We start from the raw sequence: 13,985 nt of genomic DNA, 5'->3' as shown, positions 1-13,985 counted from the left end.
AATTGTTATGGAAAAAGTCTTGTTTGTTTGTTTAGGTAACATATGTCGCTCTCCATTAGCGGAAGGATTAGCAATAAAATTATCCAAAGAGTTAGGTGTGGAAAAAAAAGTTGAATTCGATTCCTGCGGTACAAGCAACTATCATATTGGCGAGAAACCAGACAAAAGAACAATCGAAAATGCTGAGGAAAACGGCCTCAAATTGAACCATAAAGCAAGGCAATTTGATAAAGCAGATTTCAGGGAATTTGACTATATCATTGCGATGGATCAGGCCAACCTTTCAAATATTAAAAAGCTCGATCAGGAAGGGCAATTTGATGATAAACTTTATCTCATGCGTGAGTTTGATAATGAAGACAAGGGCGCGGATGTTCCAGATCCTTACTTTGGTGGACCCAAAGGCTTTCAGGAGGTTTATGATATACTTGAAAGGTCCGTACAAAAGTTTTTAGAAGAAAAAATAGCTTAAACTACGTATAGTGCCCTGTAGTTATTACGTGAAGTTTGCTCTAACAATATGTTTTTACCACTTCTATACTGGCTAATAGTTTCTGCTCGATAATTTTTAATTGTGATTAGTTCTAGTCCCGTATTGTACTTAATTTCAAAATGCTCTTTCAGCACTTTTATTAACTCTTCCAGCTTATCCTCTCTATAGTCGACAACGATAGAAAATGAAATAGCGGAATTTTGCATGATATTAATCTTTATGTCAAGGCCCGCTAGTTCCTGAAAAATTAGGCTCAAATTTTCTTCATTGATAAAAGTATAATCCAATACATTAAATGAAACCAGGCATTGATTTTCTTTAATGATGATAGAGGGTGTAGGATGCTTAACCTCACAATCATGAATTATTGTACCAACACTTTTTGGGTCGTCAAAACTTCTAACAAACAGTGGAATATTTTTATTGGCTAGAGGCTTTATAGTTTTTGGGTGAATTACTGAAGCACCATAATAAGTCATTTCAGAAGCTTCTTTATACGCTATTTCATGAAAAAGTTCAGCTTCTTTAATTCGTTTTGGGTCTGCATTGAGAATGCCCGGCACATCTTTCCATACTGTCATTGATTCAGCATCCAGACAAAAGCTGTAAATAGCTGCCGTATAATCAGACCCTTCTCTCCCTAATGTTGTGGTGTGGCCATCTTTTGTTCCGCCAATAAAACCCTGAGTCAGAATTAGGCCTTGTTCCAATTGTGGTCTTAACTTGCCAATTCGTAATGCAGTTTCATCCCAATCAATATACCCGTTTCTGTAGTTATCATCAGTAATTACGTATTTTCTGCTATCCACTAAAGACACGTTCAGTCCTTTGTTTATTAAATATTCTGAGACTATGAGCGAAGAAAGTAGCTCACCATAGCTAATCACCAGGTCATAATGCTGATCATACGGCAAACTCGTTTGGGTAAGGTTATCTTCAAGTTCGGTTAATAGCGCATTCATTTTTGGTGTTATCTCCTCGGTATTGTCAAACAAGGCGTCACAAATATTGAAATGATATTTGCTCAACTCGTTTAACTCGGAATCTTCACCTTTTCTCTTCTTATCCAATAAAGATTCTAATGCGTTGGTAGTTTTTCCCATGGCAGATACTACTACAACTAGCTCTTTTTGTGCGTTTTCCTGAACAATGGAAGCCATATTTCGAATAGCCTCAGCACTTTTTATGGATGCTCCACCAAACTTGAAAACCTTCATATTACGCAAACGATTGAATGATTAATTTAATCTTCTAAATTTGCACCAAAATAGCAGTTTATATTCCTTATTTTAAAGCCTCTCTATATTTTATGGAAGATTCGCGCATAGCCTTACCCATTGGTACTACTCTAGATAGATATATCAAGAAAAAGCAGGATGAGTTTCAATTTGCAACAGGTGAACTTTCTCAGCTTTTGAGAGACATTGCCTTGGCAGGCAAAGTGGTGAACCGCGAAATAAACAAGGCGGGTCTTATCAATATAGTAGGGGCCATTGGCACTCAAAATGTGCAAGGTGAAGATCAGCAAAAGTTGGATGTACTTGCCAATATCAGGTTTACCAGGGCTCTATCCAAAGGGGGTGAGGCCTGTGCAGTTATTTCTGAAGAAGATGATGAAATTGTGGATTTGAATAACGAAGGGCGTTATGTAATTGCAATAGATCCGCTGGACGGTTCTTCAAATATAGATGTGAATGTATCTATCGGAACCATTTTTTCAATTTTCAGAAGAGTTACTCCAGTAGGTTCGCCAATTCAGGAAATTGATGTATTGCAAAAAGGTTCAGAACAAGTGGCCGCAGGTTATTTACTTTACGGCTCTTCTACAATGCTGGTGTACACTACTGGTCATGGTGTAAATGGCTTTACCTATGAACCATCGTTAGGTGAGTATTTCCTTTCACACCCGAACATGTCAATACCAGAACAGGGAAAAATCTACTCCATTAATGAGGGTTCTTACAATAGTTTTCCTGAGCCTGTTAAGAAGTATGTAGAGCATTGTAAAGAATCTGGTCATTCTGCAAGATATATTGGATCGTTAGTCGCAGACTTTCATAGAAACTTACTTAAAGGAGGTATTTATATCTATCCGCAAACAGCGAAAGATGCCAATGGAAAATTAAGGCTGATGTACGAGTGCAACGCACTTGCGTTTATTATTGAACAAGCTGGTGGATTGGCGTCTACAGGTACACAACGCATTCTTGATATCGAACCTAACGAACTTCATCAGAGGGTACCATTCTTTGTAGGTTCAAAGGATATGGTGGAAAAAGCGGAGTCGTTCTTTAATTAGAACTGTACTTTTTTCTGGTCTCCACTTTTTGCAATTCACGCTCGATGATTAGATCTGTTAATTCAGAAGCTATATTTTCTGGGTCTGATGTTGCCAAAATAGTTTTAACCTTCGTTTCGCTAATATCTATGCGATACATTGCCAGAATAAACTTCTCGAAATCATTATTGAGCAAGTAACTAACTATTTTCAATAATGCTGCCCTTAAATCTTCTACAGCCTTTACAGAAGGAAGATCACTTTCCTCAAGGTTAAAATCCTTAATTATTAGTTTTGATGTGGTGAGAAGATCCTCACTCATTAACTTTTCTTTTTGCTAGCAGCTTTCTTTGGTTTTGCCTCTTTAGGCTTATCCTCTTTCTTTTTTTCCATTAAAAGCTCTGGAGCATATTGCAATAGGCTTCCGTACCAGTTAACCAATTTTTTAATATCCGAAACGTAAACTCGTGCTTCGTCATATTCTGGAATCACATGCTTAATAAATGCCTTTAATTCATCGGGGTCAGAGGTTTGCGTAACCCCCAGGTCATCTTTAAACTCAGAATAAATCTTTTTATAAACGTCTTCTAAAGGAATAGAACCCTCCTGGGTTGTAGTATAAATAGATATATCACTCAAAACAGAAATTCTTTGTGTCGCGCTCGCAACAAGTTTCTGCTTTTTATCATCAAGAGATTCTAAAATTACGCCTGTTCTTGTCGGTTTTACAACCTTAAAAAGTCCGCCTTTACCCGATACTGAAGCTATTTCGCTGTATTCCATAGTGTTTTAAAAATTGAGGCTCAAATCTAAAAGATTTTACTGAATAACGTTAGCGAATGTAATTTTCTATAAACTTTAATACATCCTCTTTTCCTTCAAAGCTCGCTGATGACGTTAGTAACATAGGAGGTAGTTCTTCCCAGGTTGATTTTAGTACTTTTCTGTATTTAGCTATGGCAGATTGATTCTTATTTTTTGATTGTTTATCAGCTTTTGTAAAAATGATGGCTAATGGTATACCATTTTCACCCAACCAATTAATAAATTCAACATCTATTTGTTGCGGAGTGAGCCTGGAGTCAACTAAAACAAAGACATTGTGCAGGTTTTCGCGTCCAATAATGTAGTCATGTATCATTTCTCCCCATTTGGCCTTATCAGTTTTCGATGCTTTAGCCCATCCATAACCGGGTAAATCAACTAAAAACCAATTGTTATTTATTAAGAAATGATTGATTAACTGCGTTTTACCCGGCTTTCCAGACACCTTTGCCAGCTTTTTATTATTGGCCAGCATATTCACCAAGGAAGATTTGCCTACATTGGATCGGCCTATAAACGCAAATTCAGGATACTTTGCTTCCGGGCACTCTTCAATTTTACTGCTGCTTTTTACAAACTCTGATTGGAGTATCTCCATAAAGGCGCAAATTGTTAAAATTAAAACAATTAACTATATTTATTTGCTTAATTGCAAGGATGTAATTTTTTGGACTTAAAGTAATACTTGAAATAAAAATTAATTTTATTATTGCTTAAATATTAGCATATTGAACGTTCGTCTCGGAAGAACGTAATTTTTTTAACTAAGTCAACGACTTGAAATAACATTGAAGATGTATCATAAATTAAGGCTTTTATTTTTTCTAACTCTATTTCTGGGGTTTGGCCTTAGCTCTATAGCCCAAGATGAAGATGCTAAAGAAACCGCTCAGACCTATATAGAACTAGCCGAAACAATGATGGATGCCGCTCAACCACTTGTGGATGTGAGGGATATTTACGTTCAGGCCGCTGAAGCTGATCCAACCAATATCATAGCAAACTGGAGAGCAGGAGACTTTTATTTAAAAACAGTTGGGAAGAAAAATGCCGTAAAATACTTCTTAAGGGTATTAGAATTAGATGCAGAATATAGATTTGATATCGAATATTGGATAGGCCAGAGCTACCATTATGGAATGGAATTCGATAAAGCCTTAGCATTTTATAGTAGATATAGACAAAAGCTGATCGATAGAGACGGTTACCGAGGTAGAGATAGAATTGAGTTGTCAGTGGTTGATCGTAAAATATATGAATGTCAGAATGCAATAGAGTTTGTAGCTAACCCTGCGCATTATTCCATCGTGAATGTTGGTAGTGCTATCAATTCAGAATATGAGGAATATGGCCCTGTTCTCAACGAAGATGAAACAATTTTAATTTTCACCTCAAGAAGAAGAGAAGGTAACTTGAATGAAAATGTGTTTTCTGATAACAAGCCTTACGAAGATATATTTATCAGTACCAAGAAAAATGGTCAGTGGAGCAAAGCGGAGAATATTGGTAATGTAGTTAATACACCTTTTCATGATTCTAACCTTGCACTTTCAGCAGATGGTACGCAGTTATTCCTTTACAAGGATGAAAATAATGGCGATATCTATGAGTCTGACAGAAAAGAAGATGGTACCTGGACTTTCCCGGAACCATTAAGTGAGAGCGTAAATTCAGAAGGTTTTAAGGAAGCTTCCATATCTATTTCTCCAGACGGTCAGATATTGTTTTTTGCCAGTGATCGTCCGGGCGGACAAGGTGGTATAGATATATACTACAGTATCAAGGATAGGAATGGAGAGTGGGCTCGTTCAAAAAACTTAGGCCCCAAGATTAATACCGAATATGATGATGACGCACCGTTTATAGATTATGATGGTAAAACACTTTATTTCAGCTCATTGGGAAGAAAGGGAATGGGTGGATATGACATATTTAAATCAACCTACGATAGTGCAGCAGCGGAGTGGGGTGATCCAGAGAATTTAGGGTTTCCTATTAACACGCCCGATGATGATATCTTCTTCGTAAGTACTAAAGATGGCAAAAGAGGCTACTATGCATCAGTGAGAGAAGATGGTATGGGTTTTACAGACATTTATATGGTAACAATACTTCAGGAGGATGAAGTTGCTGATAATATAATGTCTAAAACTGCTGAGGAAGTAGAAACGGAGCCAAAAGAAGAAACAACAAAGGATTTAGTTGCAGTAAAACCGAAAACGGAAGAGTTACAGCCAGTTATTTTAACTGTAAAAGTGTTGGATGAATCTAAGAATCCGTTAGAGGCCAAAGTAAGCCTAACCAGCTCAGATAATTTAGTGGCGGGTAAAACTAACAAAGGCCCTGGAGTTTTTGAATTTAAAGTAAGTTCTAAGGAAAGTAAGACTTATAATTTATCGGTTGAAAACAGCGGATATGTATTCCAAAACTTAGACATAACCTTGCCAGCGGCTACAACAGTTCCACAAATTATTGATAGAACGGTTACGATGCGAAAACTGGAAGTTGGTACCCGTTCGGTATTAAGAAATATTTATTTCAACTTTAATAAAGCCACTTTCAGAGATGAGTCTTATCCAGAGTTGAATAAGTTAGAGTCTATGATGGCTGAAAACTCAGGTTTACAGATTGAAATTTCTGGTCACACAGATAACATTGGGCCGAAAGACTATAACAAGGCATTATCTCAGAGAAGAGCTAACGCTGTGAAAGATTACCTCGTTAAAAAGGGCATTGATGCCAGAAGAATTACTGCTGTTGGTTACGGTGAAGAAAGACCTTTGGCAAGTAATGATGATGAAAAAGAAGGCCGAGAGCTCAATAGAAGAGTTGAATTCAAAGTACTCAGCGGCAAATAACATATCTCCATCATAGTTGTTTTGATTAGGAATATCATTCTATCTGGATGATATTTGCAACTTCATTTTAACTAATCTTAAGGGATGTCAGTAGTTCCGTACAAGGAAAAAAATACAGGTAAGAAACAACAAGTAGCAGAGATGTTTAACAACATCAGCAAGAAGTATGATTTTTTAAATCACTTTTTGAGCTTAGGAATTGATATTTTATGGAGGAAGAAGGCTATAAAATACCTGAAAAAAGACCAACCGAAGTATATACTTGACATAGCCACTGGAACAGGCGATTTTGCAATTGAAGCATTGGCATTGAAGCCTGAAAAGGTTGTTGGGGTAGATATATCTGAAGGAATGCTCACTGTGGGTAAGGAAAAGATGAAGAGGAGGGGTTTGGATAATATTATTGACTTACAACTGGGCGACTCAGAGAAACTCTTATTCGAAGACAATACATTCGATGCCATAATCGTTTCTTTTGGTGTAAGAAACTTTGAGGATTTAGAGAAAGGCCTGAAAGATATGAACAGGGTACTTAAAAAGGGCGGAAAAGCAGTAATATTAGAATTTTCTAAACCTACTAAATTCCCATTTAAGCAACTCTACAACTTTTACTTTAAGGCAATTTTACCTAAAATTGGAAGACTGATATCCAAAGACTCTTCAGCATATACATATTTGCCGGAGTCAGTAGATGCATTCCCTGATGGTGATAAATTCTTAAGGGTATTAGAGAACGCAGGATTTAAAGACAATAAATGCAAGCCACTCACATTTGGGATAAGCTCTATTTACATAGGACAAAAGTAGTTTTTGCGCTACTTATATTGCTTTTAGCCAAACCAGCATTATCTCAGCGTAATGTTGAAATGAACAACCCTAACTATGACGATCGTTTTCTTAGTTATGGTTTTCTAATTGGTTTGCATACTACTACTTATCAATTAAAATATTCAGATCGCTTTGTGTCAAGAGAACTTGATACATTGTATTCAATATCGCCTTCATGGTCTCCTGGCTTTAGCTTGGGCTTTATTGTAAACATGAATATGTCAGAATTCCTTGACATCCGTTTATTGCCTAAAGTTTCATTTTATGAACATAGACTGGAATATCAATCATTAGATTCAACCCCATTGGAAGAATTAGTAGAAACTACGGTTGTAGAACTGCCACTGCTCTTAAAATATAAATCGGAGCGAAGAGGTAATTTCAGAATGTATATGGTAGGAGGAGTGAAGCCCGGCTTTGAAGCCTCTGGTAAAAATGATGTAGACGAAGTGAGTAAAGAAAACCTGGATATTAAAGCGTTCAACTTGTCACTCGATGTCGGATTTGGTATTGATATGTATTATCCTTTGTTCAAATTTTCACCAGAAATACGGTTTTCAAAAGGAATAACCAATATGCTGGATGGTGACAACGATTTGAGTGCAGGCATCGATCGCCTGAATACCAATACTGTTACGCTATATCTACTTTTCCAATGAGTCAAGAAATTGTTTTTATATCCGGAGCCACTTCAGGCATAGGTAAAGCTACTGCTGAACTTTTGGCTAAGAATGGTTATAAATTAATTTTAACCGGAAGAAGAAAGGAACGATTAGTTGAGCTTGAAAATAAACTAGGTGCCATCACCGAAATTAAGACACTTTCATTTGATATCACTAATAATGATGAGCTTCAAAAGGCCTTTGATTCTTTGCCAGCAGAATGGAAGAGTATTGATATTCTTGTTAATAATGCAGGTAATGCTCATGGATTAGATCCTATTCAAGATGGTTCTATAGCTGATTGGGACGCCATGATTGATATTAATGTCAAAGGCTTGTTGCACCTGTCTAAGCTTGTTATGCCCGGCATGGTTTCCAGAAGGAAAGGCCATATAGTTAATATAGGCTCCATAGCGGGAAAAGAAGTGTATCCTAATGGAAATGTCTACTGTGCATCTAAACATGCTGTAGACGCCATTACACAAGGAATGCGGCTTGATATGAATAAGTATGGAATCAAAGTAACAGGAATTAACCCAGGTTTGGTAGAAACTGAATTTTCTGAAGTTAGATTTAAAGGTAATAAGGAAAGGGCAGAATCGGTTTATAAAGGCTACTCACCGTTACTACCACATGACATAGCCGAGCTTATTCATTTTGTGATTACAAGGCCCAAGCATGTGAACGTGGCCGATTTATTGGTTTTACCAACAGATCAAGCGTCCTCAACTGTTGTTAACAAAAATCTGTAGCAAGGTATCTGTATCTATATCATGCTTCCCGTTAAAGGTTATTGTTTCTGGATTTAGTTTCAAATGACTTGAAATTTCAGACATCTCTTGAAGCCTTTCTTTTTTAATGAAAGGATCATCCAGCCCATACACATATTTGATTTCTTTACTTGTAAGAATTTCTCTGGTTACAGTGATGTCCATATCGGGTGGGAAAATACCTGCCCAAAGAATTAATTGGTTAAATTCGATTTGGCCAGAAGCAATCCAGCGTGAAACTGTTGCTGAGCCTTGTGAAAATCCTAAAAGTGTGATTTTAACACCAGTGCTGATATCTTTTTTTATATTAGTGTATAGCTGATTTAAATACTCTATATAATTTTCGATGTCAACCTCTCTGTTTTCTTTGGTCATCCACGTAGCACCTACACGACCACTAAATCCTTCCAAATAAAACTTTGATAGCCCCTCGGGCGCAATTATACAAAAACCATGATCTTCCAGGCAGCTAAACTTTCTAATGAAGAATTTTGACAGTTGTCCATAGCCATGAAGAACAAAAAGAACATGCTTAGTCTTTGTATTTAGCTCACCAAGTTGACTGTATCTACCTTTATATGAAAAGTTGAAATGATGTTCCTGCATAAAAAAATAGCAGGTTCCAATGAATGAAACCTGCTTATTAATAAATTTTAATTCTTTGAACTATCGCTTGAACCCTAACGCACTTCCTCCACAGAATTGTGTTGAATTATCAAACGTGTACTGTATGTAATAAATGCCTGTTGTATTGCAAGGGTAGGCGATTGCACTCAGAAACTGGCCGTTAAATTTGCTACTAGCAACCTGGTTTCTGTTACTATCAAATAAGCTAACAATAATTCCGTCAGTTGATTCTCCAGTAGCGCATACATTAATCATGTATTGGGTTCCTTTAGTAAATACATAAGAGTATTCAACTTTTGTTTTAGAACCTCCTTGTCCATCGATTTTATAACTCTTAAGGAAATTAAAACCAGAAGCTAATTTTGGAATACAAGCGTTTGTGTATTGCTCAGCATTGCATTGTGCCTTAACAGTTGTACCGGCAATTAAAAATAAACATGCCGTTATTATTGTATAAAATACCTTTTTCATATTCTGATTATTTTCCACTAACTAATTACACTTTTTCTAATACTACTAATGATGTTCGTGATGTTCTGTACATTTTCATTAGTAATTTTTATTTCACTTGTACTATTATCTTTTATAACCATCACACCATCAACAACCTCGAAGGTTGATTCTTTGTAGGTCTTTACAATCTGAATTTTTTCGTATTCCGACTGTAACTTTTGCATTTCATTCAAAAGTGATGCCATGTTTTGATCAACGTCTTTATAGAAGCTTAAAAGAAGCACTATGTTTTCCAAAATGATCTTTTGCTCACCAATTGTATCTCTTAATTCTTTGTTGTCAGGATTTTTCTTAGCTACCTGGCAAGTGATATGCATAGCTTCTAACCAACCACCAGCTAACAAAAGCACACTTAAATTAGCTCTGTTTTGCTCCTGTAAATAGTGGTTAATGTTATTAAAGTTCTGAGTAGTAATTAACAATAGTGAATCCAGATTCTTGCTATTTGTAGCTAATCTTCCGATGGTTTCTATGTCAAAAAATTGACCGATGCTTAACCCATCAGCTAGCTCTTTAATAGCAGCCATGTAATCTAAACCATCTTGATTTTGCTCATAAATGTTAGTGTAACCTAAATCAGTACCGTAAATACCAAGATTTAAAGACTTTCTGTAGTTGCTATTGTATTTTGATATATTATCTGCAGAATTCAAGAAACTTTTGTCATACTTAGTTCCAGATTCTTTCAAAAGAACTGAGATTTCTAAGGGTGATGGGATTTGTTGAATAATGCTACTAATGGCCTCTTCAGAAATAGCTGGACCTTCAACTTTTGTTGAATCCAAACTCTCTAAAAATGCCTGTTCATCTGGTTTTTTACCTGAGTTGCAGGCAAAAAACAGAACTGCCAATATCAATGATAATTTCCTCATATGCACAACATTTATGATGGTAACAAAATTATAAATTCATTTATCTATTACAAATATTATTATTTGTAATTGGCCGGATTAATGGCTGATAAATACTACTTCTTAGAGAATCTTATTTTACTTAATTTATCTAATCCTTTTCTAAGAGCTTCAAAATATAAGGTAATGTATAACAATATCGTCATTAACCAGATGACAAGCAAGTTAAATACATATGTGCTAAAGTATGTTCCAGCAAAATATTTCGAAGGAGCAAAAAAGTGAGCCCTATAGTCAAAAAAGTGGTTTGGTTTATCAGGCTCATTAAAAATAGGATTAATTTGTTGTATCAGTTCACCGTTATATTCAATGATCCTATCTTTTTCAGCAACGTTCATAACAAGATCAGCTAAACTCTCATTATAATATTCATTCTTTAGTTCATTAAGATTATAGTCATATTCAGGATTGTTCTCAAAGAAATACACCATCTGATCTTTCCGAACAACACTTTTATTATATATATCCTGATAATAGTCTTTATAGTTCTTAAAATATGTTTCGAGAGTCTTGCTAACATCTGGAGTAAAAGTTTCTAACGTTAGATCGTTAACATTTACATTCTCTAACCCTTCCTGGAAAGGATCACCAACAATGTTTTCTTTAATTATATTTAAATTCTTTTTCAGGATAGCTTTTATTGAATCGCTATCGGTTCCAATATTTTCTGAAATGTATTGACGTTTTTTCTTTAGCTCCTCTACCAGATATGCTGCCTTAAAATCTGCTTCAGCTTCAGTTTTTTCTAATTCGTAGTAAGGCTCTTCATAATCATTATTCTTAAAATGATGAACGGCCATTGCCTCATAGGCCCATCTAGAAGCCATAAAATCTGCCACAATAGGAACTTTACCCTTGGTGCTGAGTACTTCATTTAATTTATCAAAGCTAAATAGCAATCCACTTAGAATCATTTGCGGAATGAGTAAAAGCGGAATCATTACGTACACGGTAACGGCAGAATTAAATGCACTTGAAATATTTAAGCCTAATACGTTTGCTAAGCATGAACAGGTAAATAACGCAAACCAGAAGGCAAATGTCATTCCATGGATTTCAAGAATTAAATGCCCAATTATCACAAACGACATGGTTTGAATTGCGGACATTAAGAAAAGTATAATGATTTTTGATATAAGATAGCTATTCCAACTTAAATTTAGGAAAGACTCTCTTTTAAGTATTTTCCTGTCTCTAATTATTTCTTCGGCACTCACTGTTAGCCCCATAAAAAGAGCTACAATGATACTCATGAGCATAAACGCGGGAATGTTATCATTAAAACGGAAAAGATAATCATTGCCAAAAGGGCTACTCTTATACTTAATGATAAACGCTAATATTAGCGCCAAAAGAGGTGCTTCTAGTAAGTTAATCAGCAAATATTGCTTGTTGCTTAACTTACTCAACATATCGCGTGTAGTAAAAATTAAGCTCTGCTTTAATCTATTTGGTATAAATAGTGAATGCGCAGGCTCTTCGTTGATATCTTCAACTTTTTCAATTGAAAAATGCTCTTTAAAGCCTTCGTGCCATTGTTGAGGGTTAACCTTCCTCTTGTTTGTGAGCTGCCCATATTCATCAACCACCTTAGCCTCAATGATATTAAATATTTGCTCTGGGTTAACGTTACCACATGTTTCGCACTGTCCTCTTTGTGAATCAACCTGGTTAGAAGCTTTCTTAAAATAAGTTACTGCCTCAACTGGATTACCATAGAATACAGGGTAGCCGCCAGTATCCATGATGTACATTTTGCTGAACATCTTATAGATATCAGAACTAGGCTGGTGAATTACCACAAATATTAGTTTCCCCTTCAAGGAAAGCTCTTTTAATAAGTCAATTACATTTTCTGAGTCTCTTGATGATAAACCTGATGTAGGTTCATCAACAAACATTACTGCAGGTTCTCTAATTAACTCAAGGGCAATATTTAAACGTTTTCTTTGTCCACCACTTATGGTTTTATCTAGAACACTACCAACTTTTAAATCCTTACGTTGATCGAGGCCTAGGCTTTCTAAAACATCAAGAACCTTTTTACTTAAGTCTTCTTCAGACAAGTTGGCGAAACATAGTTTCGCATTATAATAAAGGTTTTCGTAAACAGTTAACTCCTCGATCAGAAGGTCATCCTGCGAAACATACCCAATAACACCGTGTATACGGTCTTTCTGGGTGTTTATGTCGAACCCATTAATTTTAACTGAGCCTAATGTAGGTTGCTCTATGCCAGCCAAAACATTCATTAAGGTGGTTTTACCTGCACCACTGGCACCCATAATTCCAATGAGCTGTCCTGGACCTTCTGAAATGACTACATCACGCAAACCAAGAGCACCATTAGGGAATCTAAATTCCTGGATGTCGGCATTAAAAGAAAGCTTGGTGGTTTTTAACTCCTCATTAAAAAGTGCGATTAAATCACTGTAATAAAGAGCTGCGCCTAATGGTGTTTTAACAGTACTACCATGAGAAAACAGATATACTCTGTTTCTCTGCATGATAAACCCATTAAGCACTATTTGATCTTTACCAATGTACTTGGTGAAGTACATGTCAACACTATTTACCTTCAAGAATATGATGTGGCCATCTATATCTGAGTAGAAGTGTTTAGAGTAAATCCCTTTTTCTTCTAGTTCTTCCTTATTTTCAGGTGTGTGATCATGCTCACCTTCACCATCAACAATAAGTATATCACCAAAATTAAGTTCTGAAGATTCTGTTTTGATAACGAAGCTTTCAATAAGCTTGTATTCGTCCTTCACGATATTGAACACCGTACTAATGGTGTCAATAATTTCCATCCTTTGAGAAGTAAAGTTTTGATCTGACCCTACTAACTCTAAAATTTTAATTAAAACAACTACCTTTTGTTTTTGGGTAAGTGTTTTGTTGATTTTCTTACAAAGACCTAAAGTTTTAACGGAGTCACGAACGGAGGTTAATTTTCTTTTCTTACTTCCTTCTTCCTCTTTCTCCTCATCGCCATCCTGATTATAGCCAGCGAATTTATCATAAAGCTCAACATACTCTTTAACAGAGTCTTGGTCTAGCTCCTGCTGAAAAAAACTTATTACAAACTGCCTTTCTTTCTCAGTAACACCTCCATCTTGTTTGGTAATAATGGCAAAAAGTTGGGTAAGTGCTTTAAGTATTTCCTCACTCATAGGCTACCGTCTGCTGTTAGCAGCAATTTACTGGCAAAAAATTA

14 protein-coding genes are annotated in these 13,985 nt (G+C 35.9%); 6 read left to right on the top strand and 8 right to left on the bottom strand.

The annotated features are described in order from the left end of the window. The first annotated feature begins 7 nt into the window (after positions 1-7). On the top strand, positions 8-472 hold the full coding sequence (locus tag JR347_RS00920; RefSeq protein ID WP_205722189.1) for a low molecular weight protein-tyrosine-phosphatase: 465 nt from the start codon (positions 8-10) through the stop codon (positions 470-472). Here JR347_RS00920 and JR347_RS00915 read toward each other — a convergent pair. Then, positions 469-1,710, bottom strand: a complete 1,242-nt coding sequence (locus tag JR347_RS00915; RefSeq protein WP_205722188.1) for an aspartate kinase — start codon at positions 1,708-1,710, stop codon at positions 469-471. The two genes, JR347_RS00920 and JR347_RS00915, sit on opposite strands and share 4 nt — an antisense overlap. 92 nt (positions 1,711-1,802) lie before the next feature. On the opposite strand from JR347_RS00915, the gene fbp reads away from it, so the two are divergent. Then, on the top strand, positions 1,803-2,792 hold the full coding sequence (gene fbp, locus JR347_RS00910) for a class 1 fructose-bisphosphatase (protein ID WP_205722187.1): 990 nt from the start codon (positions 1,803-1,805) through the stop codon (positions 2,790-2,792). On the opposite strand, the gene JR347_RS00905 is transcribed toward fbp, so the two are convergent. The 3 genes from JR347_RS00905 to yihA are packed head-to-tail and all read right to left on the bottom strand — an operon-like array spanning position 2,785 to position 4,194. Beyond that, positions 2,785-3,093 (bottom strand): hypothetical protein, encoded by a 309-nt coding sequence (locus tag JR347_RS00905; protein ID WP_205722186.1) that lies wholly within the window; start codon positions 3,091-3,093, stop codon positions 2,785-2,787. The genes fbp and JR347_RS00905 overlap by 8 nt on opposite strands. Next, complete coding sequence (locus tag JR347_RS00900; RefSeq protein WP_205722185.1) at positions 3,093-3,554, bottom strand: DUF5606 family protein; 462 nt, start codon at positions 3,552-3,554, stop codon at positions 3,093-3,095. Before JR347_RS00900 ends, JR347_RS00905 begins: the two co-directional genes overlap by 1 nt. 49 nt (positions 3,555-3,603) lie before the next feature. Beyond that, positions 3,604-4,194, bottom strand: coding sequence for a ribosome biogenesis GTP-binding protein YihA/YsxC (gene yihA / locus JR347_RS00895; RefSeq protein ID WP_205722184.1), 591 nt, complete (start codon positions 4,192-4,194; stop codon positions 3,604-3,606). Between the two features lie 196 nt (positions 4,195-4,390). Here yihA and JR347_RS00890 point away from each other — a divergent pair, with 196 nt between their 5' ends. From JR347_RS00890 to JR347_RS00875, 4 genes are all read left to right on the top strand, one after another. After that, positions 4,391-6,454 (top strand): OmpA family protein, encoded by a 2,064-nt coding sequence (locus tag JR347_RS00890; RefSeq protein ID WP_205722183.1) that lies wholly within the window; start codon positions 4,391-4,393, stop codon positions 6,452-6,454. An 84-nt stretch (positions 6,455-6,538) separates the two neighbouring features. Continuing rightward, positions 6,539-7,261, top strand: coding sequence for a bifunctional demethylmenaquinone methyltransferase/2-methoxy-6-polyprenyl-1,4-benzoquinol methylase UbiE (ubiE, locus tag JR347_RS00885; RefSeq protein ID WP_205722182.1), 723 nt, complete (start codon positions 6,539-6,541; stop codon positions 7,259-7,261). Continuing rightward, complete coding sequence (porT, locus tag JR347_RS00880; RefSeq protein WP_205722181.1) at positions 7,210-7,941, top strand: type IX secretion/gliding motility protein PorT/SprT; 732 nt, start codon at positions 7,210-7,212, stop codon at positions 7,939-7,941. The genes ubiE and porT overlap by 52 nt, the downstream gene beginning before the upstream one ends. Continuing rightward, positions 7,938-8,696: an SDR family NAD(P)-dependent oxidoreductase gene (locus JR347_RS00875; RefSeq protein WP_205722180.1), complete on the top strand. Its 759-nt coding sequence runs from the start codon at positions 7,938-7,940 to the stop codon at positions 8,694-8,696. The genes porT and JR347_RS00875 overlap by 4 nt, the downstream gene beginning before the upstream one ends. Here JR347_RS00875 and JR347_RS00870 read toward each other — a convergent pair. From JR347_RS00870 to JR347_RS00855, 4 genes are all read right to left on the bottom strand, one after another. Next, complete coding sequence (locus tag JR347_RS00870) at positions 8,670-9,320, bottom strand: alpha/beta hydrolase (protein ID WP_205722179.1); 651 nt, start codon at positions 9,318-9,320, stop codon at positions 8,670-8,672. The genes JR347_RS00875 and JR347_RS00870 overlap by 27 nt on opposite strands. Before the next feature lie 60 nt (positions 9,321-9,380). Further along, entirely contained in the window at positions 9,381-9,812 is a 432-nt protein-coding gene (locus JR347_RS00865) for a hypothetical protein (RefSeq protein ID WP_205722178.1), read from the bottom strand. Between the two features lie 17 nt (positions 9,813-9,829). Then, positions 9,830-10,726 carry a hypothetical protein gene (locus JR347_RS00860; protein WP_205722177.1) on the bottom strand — a complete coding sequence of 299 codons (897 nt, stop codon included), beginning with the start codon at positions 10,724-10,726 and terminating at the stop codon, positions 9,830-9,832. Positions 10,727-10,821: 95 nt separating this feature from the next. After that, positions 10,822-13,941 (bottom strand): ATP-binding cassette domain-containing protein, encoded by a 3,120-nt coding sequence (locus JR347_RS00855; protein WP_205722176.1) that lies wholly within the window; start codon positions 13,939-13,941, stop codon positions 10,822-10,824. Positions 13,942-13,985: the final 44 nt, after the last annotated feature.

The sequence above is a fragment of the Fulvivirga lutea genome (genome assembly GCF_017068455.1).
In the GTDB taxonomy this organism is placed as follows: Bacteria; Bacteroidota; Bacteroidia; order Cytophagales; family Cyclobacteriaceae; genus Fulvivirga; species Fulvivirga lutea.
Note: the sequence above shows the minus strand (reverse complement) of the source record. Positions and strands in the feature narration are given on the sequence as shown.